Here is a 17,076-nt window from a genome sequence, read left to right as displayed (position 1 = left end):
CACATCACCGGATCGTCGTGACGCGGAACACCTCGGGCACGGTGGTCACGCCGGCGCGGCATTTGGCGACCGCGTCAGTCAGCATCGTGGTCATGCCGCCGGCGATCGCCGCCTGGTCGATCGAATGCGAATCGGTCTGCGGTCCGACCAGCTTGCGCACCTCGTCGGTCATCTCGAGGATCTCGAACACGCCGTTGCGGCCGCGATAGCCGGTGCCGCCGCAGCGCTCGCAGCCGCCGGCCTCATGCACCACCTCGCCGGCCGCAAAGCCGATCACCGCAAAGCGCGGATCGTTGTCGAGGTCGGCGGCAGACAACGTGTGCGGCACCTTGCAGCGGTCGCACAGCATGCGCACCAGGCGCTGCGCCAGCACCGCGCGCAGCGTCGACCGCAGCAGGAAGCCTTCGACGCCGAGATCAATCAGCCGCGGCACCGCGGCGGCCGCGGTCTCGGTGTGCAGCGTGGTCAGCACCAGATGGCCGGTCAGCGCCGCATGAACCGCGATATGCGCGGTCTCGGCGTCGCGGATCTCGCCGACCATGATCACGTCAGGGTCCTGGCGGACGAAGGAGCGCATCGCCGAGGCGAAGGTCAACCCGATCGATGGCTTGACCTGCGACTGGTTGATGCCGGGAATCTCGTATTCGACCGGATCCTCGATGGTCAGGATCTTCCGGGTCGGCTCGTTGAGGATCGAGAGCATCGTCGCCAGCGTCGTGGTCTTGCCGCTGCCGGTCGGCCCGGTCACCACGATCATCCCGTGCGGCAGTGTCAGCAGCCGCGACATGATCTTCTCGTCGCGCGCGAACAGCCCGAGCTTGCTCATCTCGAGCAGGCCGCGGTCACGCGGCAGCAGCCGGATCACCGCGCTCTCGCCGGCCTGGGTCGGCATCGTCGCGACGCGGACATCGAGCTCGGCACGGCTGACGCGGACCCGCGCCGCGCCGTCCTGCGGCAGCCGCCGCTCCGCGATGTTGAGGCCGGCGAGAATCTTCACGCGCGAGATCAGCGCCTGCGGCGGCACGCCCGACGGCGACGGGATCGCGCGAAGCAGCCCGTCGACGCGCATGCGCACGACGAGACCGGTGCGGAACGGCTCGATGTGGATGTCGCTGGCGCGCAGCTCGACGGCGCGCTCGAGCAGATCGTTGAGCGCGCGCACCACTGGCGCGCCGCTGGCGAGGTCGCGAAGGCTCTCGATGTCGTCGTCGGATTGCTGGCTGGCGGCCCTCGCGCTCGCATCCGCGGCGGCATCGTCGGCCTCCATGCGCTGGTCGAGCACGGTGGTGATATCCTCGAACGAGGCCACCGCGAGCTCGACCGGCTCGCCGAACACGATCTCGGCGGCGCGAATCGCCGCAGTGTCGGAGGGATCGGCGACCGCGATGCGATAGCCGCCGTTCGGCGCACGGAACGGAAAGATCGTGGACTCCCGCAGGAAGCGCCGCGAGAAGCCGTCGAGACATGGTGTCGCAGCGAGCAGCTGCGGCAGGCCGAGCCGCACCACGCCGAAATAATCCGAGACCTCGTCGGCGAACTCGGCAGCGGAGAGATCGCTCGCCTCCCACAATTCCCGCAGTGCACGCGTCAGGGTTGAGTTCGCGGGATGTTCGACGCGATTACGCACACGTACCGGCATCGCAAATTTTTCGAGGAGGTGCTGCCGGAAGGTCTCTGCGGACAGCTCGCGCATCGGAGTCCAGCCGCTCACCTTGTCACCTGGAATGCAACAGCCTCTGCGTGCAGCAACACGGCGCTTGACTCTCCTAGTAGCAAAAACATAATCCTGACGCAAATTTAGCAGGCGTTCGAGCCGAGGGGATCGGACGTATTTCAATATCAACAGTAGTACTGGGTAGGCGTCTTTTGTTCAAAGTGGTGCACCCGCTTTCGCGCCTGCGTTCAGGGTTGACTGGAACGCTCGTTCTGTTTTTGTCCGCGTTCAGTCTAACCGCCTGCATCGTCACCGCCGACCAATCGATCGAGACCAATCCGAAGGATCCTCGCGCGCAGGATATCGCCGAGAAAGTGAATTCGATCGATTTGCTGCCCCGGCAAACTACGGATACGCCGGCGAGCAGTCTGCGCCAGCAAAACGCCTCCCGGTCCGCCATCTATCTCAGCGACGGAACCACGCCGGCCGGCGGCGCAGCCGCCGAGCGCGAGGCTGGCGGCGGCGGTTACGATCTCAACTTCGAGAACGCGCCGGTCGCAACCGTGGCAAAGGTCATCCTTGGTGACGTATTGAACGTCGGCTACACGATCGACCCGCGGGTGCAGGGCACGGTCACACTGGCCTCGGTCCGCCCGGTGCCGAAGGCCGACGCCATCTACGTGCTGGAGAATGCGCTCAAGATGTCCGGCGTCGCGCTGGTGCGCGACCGCGGCGGCTATCGGCTGCTGCCCGCGGCGGAAGCCGGTCCGGGCAGCCTGGACCGCAACGGCACCGCCGAGGCCGGCCAGGGCATCAGCGTGGTGCCGCTGCGCTACGTCTCGGCGCTGACCATGTTCAAGCTGCTCGACGGCTTCGGCGTCAAGGCCACCACGCTGCGGCCGGACAACGGACGCAACACGCTGATCGTCACCGGCAGCGGGTCGGAGCGAGCCTCCGCGGTCGACACCATCATGAGCTTCGATGCTGACTGGATGCGCGGGCAATCCGTCGGCATCTTCCCGGTGCGCAACTCCGCGCCCGAGCCGCTGATATCAGAGCTCGAGAAGATCATGGACACCGGCGAGGGCGGCCTCAGCTCCAGCGTCGTCAAGTTCCAGGCGATCGGCCGCCTCAACGCCATCCTCGTGGTCAGCCAGAAGCCGGAATACCTCAAGCGCGCGGGGACCTGGATCACGCGGCTCGACCGCTCCGACACCGAGGCGGTCAACCTGAAGTCCTATCCGCTGCGCTACGGCAATTCGCGCGTCGTGGTGGCGATGCTCAACGAGATGCTGGTGGCGCCGTCGAGCGGCGCGTCCTCCGGCCTGTTCGATAGTGGGACAAACCAGATTGCGCCGGGCTCCGGCTTGTCGCTGTCCTCGTCGGGCAGCAGCCCGATCGCCTCGCTCAGCGCAATGCCGACCGCGGCGTCCGGCGCGTCGACGCCGGTCACCGGTCCGGGCGGCGCGCCGCTGAATGCACGCCCTGCTCCGGCGGCGGCGGGCACCGACCAGCAGTCGAGCAGCGCGTCGACATCAGGCGCCAAGCCCGCCAGCGGCCCGAGCTTCCTGCCCAATGTCCGCATCACCGCCGACGTCACCAACAACGCCGTGCTGGTCTATGCCAATGCGGAAGCGCAGCGCGTCGTCGAGCAGACCATCCGCCAGATCGACCGCCCGCAGCGCCAGATCGCAATCGAGGCGACGATCGCCGAGGTCACGCTGAACAACGACCTGAACTACGGCGTGCAGTTCTTCCTGGCGAGCAAGCAAGGCTCGATGGTCAACACGCTCTCGACCGGGGGCAGCACCGGGGGGAGCACGATCGAGCCGCCCAACAACGCGGTCAACGCCGCAGCAGGCGCCCTGATGGGGCGTGTGCTGCCCGGCTTCAATCTGCTGGTCGGCGCAGAAAACTCGCCGCGCGTCATCCTCGACGCGCTGCACGGCGTGACCGACGTCAAGGTTCTGTCCAATCCTTCACTGGTCGTACTCGACAACCAGATGGCAACCCTGCAGGTCGGCGACCAGGTGCCGTTCTCGACCGGCACCGCGACAGTGCTGACGGCCAACAATACCGTGGTCAACACCATCGACTACAAGAACACCGGCATCATCCTGCGCGTGCTGCCGCGTGCCAACGCCAACGGCAACATCGTGCTCGACATCGAGCAGGAAATCTCCAGCGTCGCCAATGCCGGTCAGAACGGCCTCACGCCGACCATCTCGCAGCGCCGCGTCAAGAGTTCGATCGCGGTGACGTCGGGCCAGACCGTGCTGCTTGCCGGCCTGATCAGCGAGAGCGAGTCCAAGGGGCGGCAGGGCATTCCGGTGCTCGACCAGATCCCCGGCGTCGGCGATGCCTTCTCGCACCAGACCAACAACCGCAAGCGGACCGAGCTGATCCTGTTCATTCGCCCGACGCTGGTTCGAGACAGCGTCGATGCACATGTGATCGCCGAGCAGATGCGCAGCAAGATGAACAGCCGCCTCGTCGGGACCAGCAGTCCCGTCGTCGTGGTGCCCACGCCCGGCTCTCCGCTGCGCTAGCGGCCCCGCAGTGCCGTCTCAACCACAGATCACACGTCTGGCCGGCCTGATCCCTTGACCATGGACGACCCGCTCGCCCAGTTCGGCCTCGCCATCGTCCTCTTGGCCGTCGTCGCGGCCAGCCTGTTGGCCGCGCCCGGCCCCGACGGGCTGCTGGGCGCGTTCCTGGGCGCCCTGATGCTGTCGATCGCCGCAACCGACGCCCGGCGCTACATCATCCCGAATGAGCTGACGGCCGCTGCAGCGGCCCTGGGACTGCTGCGCGCCGCCACCATCGGCCCCGATGCCGGCTGGTCCGGCCCGCTCTGGGCGGCCGCGCGGGCGCTCGCGGTGGCCCTGCCCTTCCTCGCGCTGATGGCCGGCTACCGCGCCTACCGCGGCCGCGACGGCCTCGGGATGGGCGACATCAAGCTCGCAGCGGTGGCGGGCGCCTGGCTCGGTTTCATGACTGTGCTGGCCGCGATCGAGGTCGCGACGCTGGCGGCGCTCGCCGCGTACATCGGCAGCGGAGCGCTGCGCCGGCGGCCGTTGCGCGCGACCGCCTTCCTGCCGTTCGGCCTGTTCCTCGCGCCGGCGATCTGGCTCGGCTGGCTCGCCGAGGCGCTGCTGGGTTAGGAGACGTTGCGCGCAGAACCAGAGCTACGCGATCACGCGCGTCCCTGGCGACCGGCGAAGAGCCCGTACAGGAAGAGCAGGATGATCGCTCCGATGACGCTCCCGATCAGGCCTGCACCTTCGCCGAACCGATACCAGCCCACGGCCTGACCGAGATAGGTCGCGACGAACGCGCCGACGATTCCCAGAACCGTCGTCAGAATGAACCCCTTGGGCTCGGACTTGTCACCGGGCATGATGAACTTCGCGATCACTCCAACGATGAATCCAATAATGATCGTCCAAAGGATGCTCATTTCCATCGCTCCATGTCGGTCAATTCGCCCATCAATGCCTGAAGGGAACCCGGGATCCATTGAGCTAGATCAAAGCTTCTTCCCGGCCCTCGCCGCGCGGGGAAGATCGGCCGAAGAGGCGATCTCGTCGGCGCGACGTTGATCTAGATCAATGGGCCGAGGCGGCCGAACCGACAACTAGGTCACGGTGAGCGTCTTTGGATGGGTTCTGCAGATGGGCACGTTGATCCGGACCCTGCTGGTTTTCTTCGTTGCGCTCACGTCACTGGGCCTCGTCACGCAAAAGGTCCGCGATCAGGGCGTGACCGACAGCGAAATCCGAATCGGCAATCTGATGCCCTACAGCGGCCCACTGGAGGACTTCAGCCATATCGGCATGGCTGAGGCTGCCTATTTCGACATGATCAACGAGCGCGGCGGCGTCGGGGGCCGCAAGATCCGCTTCATGTCCTATGACGATCTGTCCGACACATCCAATGCCATGGACCTCACGCGCATCCTGGTCGAGATCGACAACGTGCTGCTGATGTTCGGCTCGTTCGGGACGCCCGGCAATCTGGCGGTGCGGAAATATCTCAACGAGCGGCAGGTCCCGCAGCTCTTCGTCGCTTCCGGCGACCAGCACCTCAGCGAGCCCACGCTGTATCCATGGACGATGGGCTGGCAGCCCTCGTACCGCGACGAGGGCCGCATCTACGCCAACTACATCCAGGCGTTCTATCCCGGAAAGAAAATCGTGGCGCTCTGGCAGAACGACCGGTTCGGACGGGAATTGTTCAAGGGACTGGAGCAAGGGCTGGGCGATGTCGCCCGCAACATCAGGGTCGACGTTGCCTATGACGTCGCCGATCAGCATCTGGACGGGCATGTCGCGATCCTGAAGCGGTCGGGCGCCGAGGTCTTCGTGTTCGCCGGGGTGCCGGAAAATGCCGCCAAGGTGATCCGGATCGCGGCCGAGCAGAATTGGCGGCCGGTGTTCATCCTCAACCAGATGTCCTCGTCGATCGAGACGGTGCTCAGGCCGGCCGGCACGGAGAATGCAACCGGCGTGATCACGGCCGCCTTCCTGAAGGATGCGAGCGATCCCGCCTGGAAGGATGAACAGGGCGCCAGGGACTGGCGCAGCTTCCTCGACAAATACGCCAAGGCCGGCGGCAAGGATGACGCCGCCGCGGTCTACGGCTATGCCGCCGCCGAGACGCTGGTCCAGGTGCTGAGGCAATGCGGCAACGATCTGTCGCGCGAGAACGTCATGAAGCAGGCAGCCGCGCTCAAGGACTACCAGCCCGCCCCGCTGCTGCCCGGCATCAAGATCAATACCGGGCAGGACGACTACCGGCCGATCGAGCATTTGCGGCTGGTGCAGTTCGACGGCCGCAGCTGGCAGCCGATCGGCGACGTCCTCGAAACGGCGTTCGCAGATACCAGGTAGCACTCTGCATCGTATCTCGAGCACAGGAGAACGGCGTCATGGCCGACACCCCGAAGCTTTCGGTTGAGAAGGCGCTCAACAAGATCCGCAAGGCGGACGCCGCGCCAAAATCCAGCAGCGAGGCGCGCGACGAGAAAATGCAGGTGCTCGACGAGGAGATCGAGCGCATGCGCGCGCAACGGCTACGGCTGGAACGCCGGTCACGCAAGACCGACTGAGACGGACCGGCAGCGGAGCGCGATTTCGCATGGCCATGATTGGCGACATCACGCACACCACGACCTACCGCTATGCGAAGCCGGTCAGGTTCGGCACGCACCGCGCCATGTTCCTGCCGCGGCGCGGTGCCTCGACCCGGCTGCTGAGCTGGTCGGCGCGCACCAGCGTGCCATCAAGGATTCATTGGGTCACCGACTCCCGCTCCAATGCCGTCACGGTGATCGACTTCGGCGAGCCCGGCAGCGAGCTGACATTCACGTTCAAGGTTCGCGGCGTCTATTTCGGCGTCAAGGGCATCGAGTCGTTTCCGCTGGAGTCACGGGCCGATGAAGTTCCCGTGCAGTATACTTCGGACGAGTGGACCGACCTCGCCGGTTACCTGCGCCCGCACACCGACGATGCCGACGGCAGCCATGCGGCATGGACCAAGGCCTTTGTCGCCGGCGACCAGGATCGTACCATCGACGTGCTGCACCGGATGCTGGGCTCGTTCCGCAGCGAGTTCAGCTATCGCGGGCGGGACGCGGAAGGCACCCAGTCTCCCGGCGAGACGTTGCGCACGAGATCGGGCACATGCCGGGACTTTGCCTGGCTGATGATCGAGACCTTGCGCCGGCTCGGCTTCGCGTCCCGCTTCGTCAGCGGCTATCTGTACGACGCCGCGCTCGATGGCGGCGCGGTGGGCATGACCGGCTCGGGCGCGACCCACGCATGGGTGCAGGTGTTCCTTCCCGGCGCCGGCTGGCTGGATTACGACCCGACCAACAGCCTCAGCGCTGGCTTCGATCTGATCCCGGTCGCCATTGCGCGACACCCAGGCCAGGCTGTCCCGCTGGCCGGCTCATGGTTCGGCGATCCCGGTGACTATCTCGGGATGTCGATCAACGTCGCCGTTCACAAGATCGGCGAAGTGCAGGATCCGTCGGAGGGATAGCGACACGTGCCCGGCGGACGGCGGCGCGCCGCGATTTCCTTGATCCATGTCAAGTCTGCCTCCAACGAACGGACGTTACCGTCAGTTCGGACGCAAGCGGCTTCGGATGATGCTGCGGTCCGGATGTGAGCCGGCTGCGCCTGTCAGCCATGCTTGCGTGAAAGCGGCGAGCTGCTCCGCCTCGTCGATGCAGCGAATTCAAGCAACGATTGATCCAACGCGGGAGGCGAATATGAGCCGCGGAATGCCATCGATGACTGCGCTCCTTGGAATGGTCGCGCTAGCCGGATACCAGAACCGCGACAAGCTCATGGAAATGTTCAACAACGCGACGAGTAGCTTGTCGAAGCCGGAAGGCGGCGGCAAGGCGCCGGCGCAGGGCGACCTGTCGGGTATGTTTGGCGGCCTCCTCGGCGCGGGCGGAGTCGGAGGCTTGCTTGGTGGCGGTCTCAATGAATTGCTCGAGCAATTCACGAAAAACGGACAAGGGGAAGCCGCCGAATCCTGGGTCGGCCCCGGCCCTAACAAGGAGATCGCGCCTCCCCAGCTCAAGCAAGCCATCGGACGAGATGTCCTCGCCGCGCTGGAGCAACAGACCGGCCTGACGCAAGACGAGCTGCTAGCTCGGCTTTCGCGCGAGCTGCCAACGGCTGTCGACAAATACACGCCGGACGGGCGTTTGCCTTCTCGCGACGCTTGATCATCCTGGCGAGAACGATAGCCCGGATCAGGACGATCGGCAGCCGTTGACCATGGGGATTTATCGCGACCACCCAAAGGAACACGGCTTGCTCGAGCGCCAGCCTGCTCCATTTGAGCTGCTGAAAGGCAGGATCCGGCAACTGTACGAAGGCGAAACCCCCGGCGGGATACGCTTCCGTTACGCCCTGCTCGCGCTCGATGTCGTTACCGTCCTGTTCATCGTCGCGACCTCGTTCCTGCCGCGCAGCGGGGTCATCGAAGCGCTCGACATCGTGTTCGGCGTGTTGATCCTTGCGGATTTCTGCGCAAGGCTGATCATCAGCCGTCATCCGCTGCATGAGTTCGCGCGTCTTTCGACCTGGACCGACATCGTCGTCATCATCTCGTTTCTTGCTCCGCTCACCGGAGAGGCCGGCGGCTTCCTGCGTACTTTTCGAACCTTGCGGTTGCTGCGCGACTATCAAATCGTGACACGGCTCCGCGTCGACAGCACCTTCTTCCGGCGAAACGAGGAAGTGGTCTTTGCCGTCGCGAATCTCGCGGTGTTCATTTTCGTGATGACCGGAATCGTCTACGAGACCCAGAAGTCGCACAACCATCAGATCGCCAATTATGCCGATGCGCTGTATTTCACGGTCACCGCGCTGACCACGACCGGCTTCGGCGACATCACCTTGCCGGGCACCTTCGGACGCCTGATCACCGTCGTCATCATGATCTTCGGCGTCACGCTCTTCCTGAACCTCGCCAAGGCGCTGCTCGCGCCCTCCAAGGTGCGCTTCCCATGTCCGGCCTGCGGCCTGCAACGCCACGATGTCGACGCGGTGCATTGCAAGGCCTGCGGGATTGTTTTGAACATTCCCGATGAAGGTTCGGACTAGGTTTGTGCGTGGCGACGGACAGCTGGGATACAGAATGCAAATTGCTGCATCCGCCTGTGCGGGCAAGGCGCGACAAGCAAACGACGAGCATCGCTCTTGACCCGACGCAGATATTGCTCAAGCGTGTTGCTGCACTGAATCAGTGAATGAGGTGGATTCGCCTCTTACAGAGGCGTTACGTTGGGCCGATCGATCGAGGAGCAGGTAAGGATGTCGCAATCTGAGCACGCTCTGATCTACGTCAGTCGCAGCAACAGCAACCTGCACGATGTTTCCGCAAGCGAGACCATTCGCAATATTCTGACGCAGTCGCGGGTCAAGAACGCAAGACTCGGCGTCACCGGCGCCCTGCTGTTCAGCGAGGGCTACTTCTGCCAGATCCTGGAAGGCGAGCACGCTGCCGTCGAGGAAATCTTCAGCGCGATCGAACGCGACGTAAGACATCGCGACATCACCCTGTTGAGCTTCAGACCCGCTACGCCGCGGCGCTTCCCGAATTGGTCGATGGCGTATGCCGGCTCGTCCGCCGGGCCTGACTGGACCCGCAAGATGGAAGGTCTGCTTGCCAACCCGTCGCAGATCGACGGCGATGTATTTGGCCGCGAGTTGCTCGTCCTGATGACGGATCTTGTCAGGCAGCAGGAGCGCGACGAGCCCTAGCGCTGCCTCAATGCTCGCGGACCGGCGCCCATTCCAGCGCCCGCAGCCGCGCCTGGGCGATCTCGCCGCGCGACATCTTGCTGGTGACGGCGTCGCGGATCAGCTGGCGTGCCTGGCGGGTCCGGGGCGGTGCGGCCGCCACCGAGAGGTTGAGCCATTTGCTGGCCTCCACGATATCGCGCGGCACGCCCTGGCCGCGGTCGTAGAGCAAGCCGAGCGAGTATTGCGCGAGGCTGTCGCCCTGCTCGGCGGCGCGGCGATACCACATCGCTGCTTCGGTATAGTTCTGCGGCACGCCGCGGCCGTTCTCGAACAGGAAGCCGAGATAGGTCTGCGCGATCGGATTGCCGCGCTCGGCCTGCGGAATGAAGATGCGCGACGCGCGCTGGTAGTCCTGGCGATTGAACGCCGCCACGCCCTGGCGCATCGACTGCGCCGAAGCCGGCGCCGCGGTCAGCACCGTCAACATGACCGCCGCGAAAGCAGACCAGGCTCGCAGCCGGCCGCTCCCCAGCGTCCGCGAAACCACGTCACGTCCGCAATTGCTGCTCTCTGCATTCGTCATGCTGGCCTGCCCACCCTTTGTGTGATGCGAGATTATTCCGCCGAAGTCCGCAAATCCATAGCTGCGCCGGTCAGCCGTCATTTCATTTTCACGTCATGGCTTCATGACAGCGGCAGGAACGAATGCATCAGTGGATCGCTGTGTCGCGATCCACAACCGTCATCGCCCGGCTTGACCGGGCGATCCAGTACGCCGAGGCCCTTCGGCCTAACAATGGCGCCTCTGGAATACTGGATCACCCGCATGCGCGGGTGATGACACCGAGCTGGCCATTTGGCGGTTGAATAGTGAACACCGGCATCCCCCGGATTAATTGGTGTCGGGAATGTTCACCGGCACGAACTCGGTTCGGTTCTTGACCGACAGATCGTCGCCCAGCGTGATCTCGCAGACCTTGTTCGGCACGAACGATTTGTGCGCGGGATCGCGGATCTGCGCATAGTCCCACCGCGGAATGCTGTAGTAAGTGACCTTGTAGGGCGCGACGTAACCCTGCGCCGAGGCCAGCTTGAGCAGCGGCCGGAAAATGTCCAGATGGCGGTCCGGATCAAGGAAGCAATAATTGCGATAGGCGATCATCGAGCGTCGAAGCAGCACCGAATTGCCGAAGTAGAACCTGTCCGAACGATTCCAGGCCAGACGGCGCCCGTTCTTGTCCAGATACGGCAGAAGAAATTCCTCGCCCGGAGCGTCGGCCCGGTGAGCCTCGATGGTCGCAAAATTGTTCTCCATCGCGAGGTCTTGCTTGTTGAACACGTTGATCGGCACCAGCCCGTAGTTGAACGCGGCGCCATAGATCACGGATGTTGCCGGATATTTCAGCCAGAGCGACTGGCTGTAAGGCAGCGTTCCCGCGACGTAGCAGACCAGCAGCGACAGATAGGCGAGCGCGAACGCCGAGGGCCAAAGCAGACGCTGCGGAATCGCGGCGATATCCGCCGCATGGACCGGACGAAAGTCGTCCGCGGTGATCGTCGACGGGCTGCATGTGCCGAAGATCCGGCGCCGCCGTGCGGCGATCGCCCGGTAGAGCAGCGGTCCGAGCCCGGTGAGCTTGCCGATCAGGAGCAGCGGCCAGGCCGGCAGCAGAAGCAGCACGCGGCGGCTCAGTTCGAGATAGAGGTCATAGCCGCGATAAAGCTTGCCGTCACCGGCGCGCGCGCAGAGATCCTCCATGACCTCGTCTTCGGTCAAGCCGGCGGCGGCGACCTCTTCCTTGCTCCGGCTCAGCCCCGAAGGAGTAACGATTGCGAACAGGTCGACCCTGGACAGAAACCGCATCGTGCCGTCGCACAGGCGGCACCTGTCATCGAAGAACACGGTGAGCGATCGCCGGCCACCGACGTTGAGCCACCAGTCCTGCCAGAACACCAGCGTGAAGAAGACCATTTCGACCCACGGCAGATAGCTCAATTGCAGGAGGAAGCCGGAGATGCACAGGAAGATGGCGCCGATCCACAGCACGTAATACCGGGTGAAACTGCCGAACAGGAAGACCCAGAAGAACATCTCCCAGATCATGATCAGGTAGATCGACGTCCGCGACAGTAGCAGCGCGATGGACGGGTACGCGTGGTACAGCCACTGGAAGAAATCCGGATAGCGCGACAGGTAGAACGACGTCATCACCTGCAGATTGGCGTACCCCTTCAGCCATGCGGGATCGTCGAGGTGCCAGAGGATCGAGTACAGGCAAAGGCCGCTGTAGGAGGTGACCGCCAACAGGCGCCCGATGCGCGAGCGCTGCATCGTGGGCTTGCCGAGCAGGCCGTAAAGGCCCCGCACCATCGACCCGAGCACGCCGGGCGACGTCATGAGGCGGGCATCGAGCGACAGCGCCGTCCCGGCTGGAAACAACAGCAGCGGGAGATTGGTCATCAGCAGCACGTGCGTGCCGAGCGTGCCGGCGGAGAAGGTGAGATCGAACGAGAACACCGCGCCGAGCAGCAGCGCCATCGTCGCGACCGGCGTGAAGAATCCGACGGTCAGGCAGACGCCGGTCAGCAGCGCGAGGAAGGCGGTGACGTAGGAGACGACATCGTCCTGCGCCGCGAGCGCCAGCGGCAGCAGGTTCGACCAGCGCCAGAGGAACACGAGGCCGAGCGCGATCCTCAGCAGGTTGATGCGGCGCGCCTCGCGCGGCAGGTCGATGTCTTCCTTGAGATTTGCCGCCAGCGCGATGCGGTCGAGCCAACCCAAGATGCGCGCGCAGAACCCGGCGACCCGCGGCAGGCCGGCAACCAGCAGCAGGCCGCTAATCAGGATTCCGCCGGTGAACGCGTTGATCACCGGATATTGCGCTCCCGCCGCCACGAGCACGGCGATCAGACCGGCGATGACGGCCGCGAGCTTGAGCGCGGCGGAGAATCGAACGGTCGTGTCGGGAGCGTGCATCTGAAAAACCGAAAGAACCCAGGTGCCGGCGCGAACCTCGGCGCCGCAGGCACGGCCTGTCAGGCCTTGGCCTACATGCCCGAGAATTCCGGTCGGCGCAACCGAACAGCACGCCGCCTGCCGGCCGCCGGCGCGCACTGGACTTGCCGAACGGGAGAAACTACACCTGTCGCGAGCCCGGCGTTCGCATCGAGGTTCCCGGCAACATATCATCAAGCCAACTGCCCGTTACCATCCGATCCGCCCTGTCGTCCCGTTGAACTCGCAAGTCCACAGCATGCAATTCGGCAATCCTGAAGGTCGGAGTCCGAGGCTTCCAGCCCTGCTCGCCAGCATCGTGCTTGCCGGCGGCTTCGTCGCCCTGCTCTGCACCTTCTTCACGCCGCGGTGGGAGACCAACGACGACCTCGCGATGTCGATGGTCGCGCATGGCTACGGCATTGCCGCGTACGGCTCGCCCCGTCTGGTGTTCTCCAACGTGCTGTGGGGTGGCATCGTTCGCAGCCTGCCATCGATCGGCGACCTGTTCGGCTACTCCCTCGGCATGCTGCTGGCGCTCACGCTCGCTGCCGTCGCGTCGATGTATTACCTGCTTCGCGCCGGCGCCGGATACGTCGTGAGCCTGCTCGTTCTGGTGCTCCTGTTCGCCCGCCCGGTGCTGTTTCCGCAGTTCACGATCACCGCCGGGCTGCTCGCGGCAAGCGCGGTGCTCGCTGCACTCGCGTTCGCGCGCGAAGGATCGCTGATCGACCTGATCGCGGCATGCTGTCTCGGCTTCCTGGCCTTCCTGATCCGCGTGCCGGAACTGCTGCTCGTGTTCGGGATCGGCATGCTGCTGCTGCCATGGCCGAAGCTGGTTCGATCCCGCACGGCGTGGTGGGCCGCGCTGGGCTTCGTGCTGTGCATTGCAGCTGCGACCGCCATCGACATCGCGGCGTACTCGGGCCCGGAATGGCAGGCGTTCTGGCAACGCAACCTCGCTCGGGCCCCGTTCACCGATTTCGGCGCGGTGAAGCGCGTCTTGCAGCATCCCGAGGTCATGCAGCGGCTCGGCTTCTCCGAGAACGACATCCGGCTCGTCGGCAACTTCTTCTTCGCCGACCCCAAGCTGATGGACCCGAATTCGCTCAGGACCCTGCTCGGCGAGAGCCCGGTTGAGCTGGTGACGGCAGTGAGCTTCGCCACCGGCTACGGCTCCGTGCTGGCGATTTTCGGTCCCAGACTGCTGATGCTGGCGTTCGCAAGTCTGGCGCTTGTCATTCTTTCGGTCAGGCCGAACCGGATCGCCGCGTGGATCATGTGCCTCCTCATCATGTTCGCCTTGGGCGTCGCGGGCCGTCCGGACACCGCGCGCGTCTACATTCCGCTGTTCAGCCTGCTGATCCTCACCTCCTGCGCGGCGCGATATGCCGGGGCGCGCTGGCGACACGCGGCCACCATTTGCATCCTGCTCGTCGCCGGACTGCTCAACACGCGGCAGCTCCGTGTGGAGGCCGCCGAGAGCGACAAGATGGTCGAGCTGTCCGTGGGAAAATTCGTTTCCCCGCAATCGACCGTGGTCTGGGGCGCGAGCCTTCCCTATCAATTCGTCTTCCCCGTGCTGATCCGGAAATCAGACGTGCGGGAAGCCCGGATTTACGGCCTTGGTGTTTTGACATCCGCGCCGTTCGCGGTCCCTGTCGCGGACGAACGCTCCGGCAACGGCATGCTTGTCCGGTTGCGATCCGAAGCCGGAATCCCGCTGATCGCCAGCGAGGGTGAGCAGGCGCTGCTCAACACCTATTGCGTCGAGCACTATGGCGTGCCGCTGCGGCTGACCCCGATCAGCAAGACGGAGCTGTGGACCGTGATGAATGCGAGCTGTGCGCCGACGGCAAAACAGGGTGAGCTCCGCAGCGGTGGCGATCATGGCTAGATGGAGCGGATGCGTGATGTCATCGTGCGGCGAACGACGGATCCGGTCGGCAGCGATGGCCGATTTGAGCGGCCGGGCGCGACCGGCCGCGCGATGCGGGATGTGACATGCGCATCTGCATCGTTCAATCCTGCTACATTCCGTGGAAGGGCTTCTTCGACCTGATCGGCCAGTGCGACGAATACGTGGTGTTCGACAGCGCGCAATTCACCAAGCGGCACTGGCATAACCGCAACCGCATCAAGACCGCCAACGGACCCGTCTGGCTCACGATCCCCGTCGTGACCAAGGGACGCTTCGACCAGCCGATCGAAGAGGTCGAGATCGAAAAGCCGTGGGCGGAAAAGCACTGGCGCGCGATCGAGCTCGCCTACCGCCCTGCTCCGTTCTTCGGGCAGTTCGCGCCCGTCGTGCAGTCCTGGTACGAGCGCGCCGCCGTGGAGACGAAGCTCACCGGCGTCAACGAGCTGTTCCTGCGCGAGCTCGCGGCGCTATTGGGCCTCGGCACCCGCATCGTGCGGGACAGCGCCTATCCGGCCGAGGGCACCAAGACCACGCGGCTGCTGAACATCGCCAGGGCGGCAGGCGCCGACCGCTACCTCAGCGGCCCCGCCGCGCGGGTCTATCTCGATGAAGCGCAGCTGGCTGCCGCCGGCATCGCGACGGAGTGGATGAGCTACCAGGGCTACAGCGAGTATCCGCAGCTGCACGGCGACTTCGAACACGCGGTCAGCGTGCTCGACCTGCTGTTCAACACCGGCCCGGAGGCGCCGCGCTTCCTCAGGCGCGAGGCCACCACCTGAGGGCGCGGCCAGCCTCGGAGCATTCCGCGAAACGCAATGAACCCCGGGCGCGAGCGCCCGGGGTTCTGCCCGTCGAGACGGGAACCGTTGTTATTGCTGAGCAGCCGTGTTGAACGTACCGGTCGCCGCATTTCCGACCAGCCGGTTGGTTCCGAAGCTCGTCGGCGTGCCGGCAAACGCGGCGGTCGTGTTGAAGTTGATGTCGGAATCCGACACGCGGATGCCGGAGCCGTTCACACCGGTCGCATTGCTGTTGATCGCGCTGCTGTTCACGCTGATCTGGGCGCCGGGATCGGCGGTCATGCCGGTGCTGTTGCTGGAGAAGTCCGAGCGCTTGATGGTGACGTTGTTGCCGTTGCCGACGGCAATCCCGAAGGTGTTGTTGTAGGAGCGGACGTTATCCAGCGTCGCATTGTTGGTCGCGGCTCCGGCGACCGAGATTCCGGCGCCGCCGTTAAGCGAGAGCACGGTATCCTTCACCAGCAGTTTGCCGCCCGCGTTGGTACGCTGATCGAGGATGCCCTGCTGGCCGAACTGCGTGATGACGCAGTCCTCGATCGACACCGATCCGGCCTGGAAGATCTTCACGCCGACGAGGCCTGCATTGACGCCCGTGGGTCCGAGACCCTGGATCTGCAGATTGCGGAGCACGACGCGGTCGGCCACGCCGGCATTGATGTTGATGCCGTTGGTCCCGGCGACCAGCACCGAGCCCAAGATTTCGTGACAGTTGACGGTGATGGCCTTCGTGATGGTGAGACCACCGAACCCGCCGGGATCCAGGCAGTTGATCTCTCCTTGTGCGGCGGTCTTGGAGATCGCGCCGGCAAAGGTCTTGCAGGGCGCGGTACGGCTGCACGGGTTGGCGTCATCGCCGACGCCGGAGACCCAGGTGCGGGTCGCCTGGGCGTGGGCCGGGGCGGAAGCAAGAACGGGAAGGAACAGGCCAGCGGCGATTGTGAGCAAGGCTATGCGGCGCATATTGGAATCTCCTCCTGAAAATTGAACGCAATATTCATCCGTCCCAAAACCTTCTCCCGGCGTCGTAAAACCCGTACTGCAAAACCGAACAAGGGGCATTGCGGCCGGCAACTGAACTATAAGTTTCGGGAGTCAACTGAACCGAGGTACTCGCCGGAAGACGAACCCAGCCCAGCTAAGCAGTAAGTACGGCGAGTGCCGGAATGGTTCAATGAGATCGGATATATCGATGCCGCGTCGCAACGTTAGATTGAGAGCGGCCCCGCACCAGCAATACACCCTACGCGAGCGACAATTTCGTAACAGTAAGACGACCGCGATCCGACGATTTCGGCACGCCGGGTTGGGGTGCCCGCCTCCGGCGGCGTGCCTCACCGGAGGCGCCGAAGGGGCATGCATCTCCTTGCTCGCGGGTGCCGATCCCAATAAAATCAGGGCTGTAGTTCCGATATCGGGGCGGCGAGCCGGCCCAATTC

At 64.6% G+C, this 17,076-nt stretch carries 15 protein-coding genes; 10 read left to right on the top strand and 5 right to left on the bottom strand.

Annotation, left to right across the window (positions count from 1 at the left end):
* Positions 1-4: 4 nt before the first annotated feature.
* Positions 5-1,639 (bottom strand): GspE/PulE family protein, encoded by a 1,635-nt coding sequence (locus JQ633_RS32415; protein WP_249159817.1) that lies wholly within the window; start codon positions 1,637-1,639, stop codon positions 5-7.
* A gap of 293 nt (positions 1,640-1,932) precedes the next feature.
* On the opposite strand from JQ633_RS32415, the gene gspD reads away from it, so the two are divergent.
* Both gspD and JQ633_RS32405 read left to right on the top strand, forming a co-directional pair.
* Positions 1,933-4,203 (top strand): type II secretion system secretin GspD, encoded by a 2,271-nt coding sequence (gene gspD, locus JQ633_RS32410; RefSeq protein ID WP_249159816.1) that lies wholly within the window; start codon positions 1,933-1,935, stop codon positions 4,201-4,203.
* Positions 4,204-4,263: 60 nt separating this feature from the next.
* Positions 4,264-4,818 carry a prepilin peptidase gene (locus JQ633_RS32405; RefSeq protein ID WP_211989886.1) on the top strand — a complete coding sequence of 185 codons (555 nt, stop codon included), beginning with the start codon at positions 4,264-4,266 and terminating at the stop codon, positions 4,816-4,818.
* 32 nt (positions 4,819-4,850) lie between these two features.
* Here JQ633_RS32405 and JQ633_RS32400 read toward each other — a convergent pair whose 3' ends face one another.
* Positions 4,851-5,114, bottom strand: a complete 264-nt coding sequence (locus JQ633_RS32400) for a GlsB/YeaQ/YmgE family stress response membrane protein (protein WP_211989885.1) — start codon at positions 5,112-5,114, stop codon at positions 4,851-4,853.
* A gap of 214 nt (positions 5,115-5,328) precedes the next feature.
* On the opposite strand from JQ633_RS32400, the gene JQ633_RS32395 reads away from it, so the two are divergent.
* The 6 genes from JQ633_RS32395 (at position 5,329) to JQ633_RS32370 (ending at position 9,942) form a co-directional block, all read left to right on the top strand.
* A complete protein-coding gene (locus tag JQ633_RS32395) occupies positions 5,329-6,546 on the top strand; it encodes an ABC transporter substrate-binding protein (RefSeq protein WP_211989884.1) in 1,218 nt (405 codons plus the stop codon).
* 38 nt (positions 6,547-6,584) lie between these two features.
* The gene (locus tag JQ633_RS32390; protein WP_211989883.1) at positions 6,585-6,764 is read left to right on the top strand and encodes a hypothetical protein; all 180 of its coding nucleotides are present in this window, start codon (positions 6,585-6,587) and stop codon (positions 6,762-6,764) included.
* Positions 6,765-6,793: 29 nt separating this feature from the next.
* Positions 6,794-7,699 carry a transglutaminase family protein gene (locus JQ633_RS32385; RefSeq protein WP_211989882.1) on the top strand — a complete coding sequence of 302 codons (906 nt, stop codon included), beginning with the start codon at positions 6,794-6,796 and terminating at the stop codon, positions 7,697-7,699.
* Between the two features lie 232 nt (positions 7,700-7,931).
* Positions 7,932-8,399, top strand: a complete 468-nt coding sequence (locus JQ633_RS32380) for a YidB family protein (RefSeq protein ID WP_211989881.1) — start codon at positions 7,932-7,934, stop codon at positions 8,397-8,399.
* A 52-nt stretch (positions 8,400-8,451) separates the two neighbouring features.
* Positions 8,452-9,282, top strand: coding sequence for a potassium channel family protein (locus tag JQ633_RS32375; RefSeq protein ID WP_211989880.1), 831 nt, complete (start codon positions 8,452-8,454; stop codon positions 9,280-9,282).
* A 180-nt stretch (positions 9,283-9,462) separates the two neighbouring features.
* Positions 9,463-9,942, top strand: a complete 480-nt coding sequence (locus JQ633_RS32370) for a BLUF domain-containing protein (RefSeq protein ID WP_211989879.1) — start codon at positions 9,463-9,465, stop codon at positions 9,940-9,942.
* A 7-nt stretch (positions 9,943-9,949) separates the two neighbouring features.
* On the opposite strand, the gene JQ633_RS32365 is transcribed toward JQ633_RS32370, so the two are convergent.
* The gene (locus JQ633_RS32365) at positions 9,950-10,411 is read right to left on the bottom strand and encodes a tetratricopeptide repeat protein (RefSeq protein WP_211989878.1); all 462 of its coding nucleotides are present in this window, start codon (positions 10,409-10,411) and stop codon (positions 9,950-9,952) included.
* Between the two features lie 405 nt (positions 10,412-10,816).
* Entirely contained in the window at positions 10,817-12,901 is a 2,085-nt protein-coding gene (locus JQ633_RS32360) for a DCC1-like thiol-disulfide oxidoreductase family protein (RefSeq protein WP_211989877.1), read from the bottom strand.
* A gap of 277 nt (positions 12,902-13,178) precedes the next feature.
* Between JQ633_RS32360 and JQ633_RS32355 the strand changes: the two genes are divergently transcribed.
* Positions 13,179-14,816 (top strand): hypothetical protein, encoded by a 1,638-nt coding sequence (locus tag JQ633_RS32355; protein ID WP_211989876.1) that lies wholly within the window; start codon positions 13,179-13,181, stop codon positions 14,814-14,816.
* A 107-nt stretch (positions 14,817-14,923) separates the two neighbouring features.
* Complete coding sequence (locus tag JQ633_RS32350; protein WP_211989875.1) at positions 14,924-15,619, top strand: WbqC family protein; 696 nt, start codon at positions 14,924-14,926, stop codon at positions 15,617-15,619.
* A 90-nt stretch (positions 15,620-15,709) separates the two neighbouring features.
* Here JQ633_RS32350 and JQ633_RS32345 read toward each other — a convergent pair whose 3' ends face one another.
* Positions 15,710-16,600: a right-handed parallel beta-helix repeat-containing protein gene (locus JQ633_RS32345; RefSeq protein ID WP_211989874.1), complete on the bottom strand. Its 891-nt coding sequence runs from the start codon at positions 16,598-16,600 to the stop codon at positions 15,710-15,712.
* Between the last annotated feature and the right edge of the window lie 476 nt (positions 16,601-17,076).

Source organism: Bradyrhizobium tropiciagri (assembly GCF_018130505.1).
GTDB classification, from domain to species: Bacteria; Pseudomonadota; Alphaproteobacteria; order Rhizobiales; family Xanthobacteraceae; genus Bradyrhizobium; species Bradyrhizobium tropiciagri_B.
The sequence above is the reverse complement of the archived record's forward strand: the minus strand, read 5'-3'. Positions and strand labels throughout refer to the sequence as shown.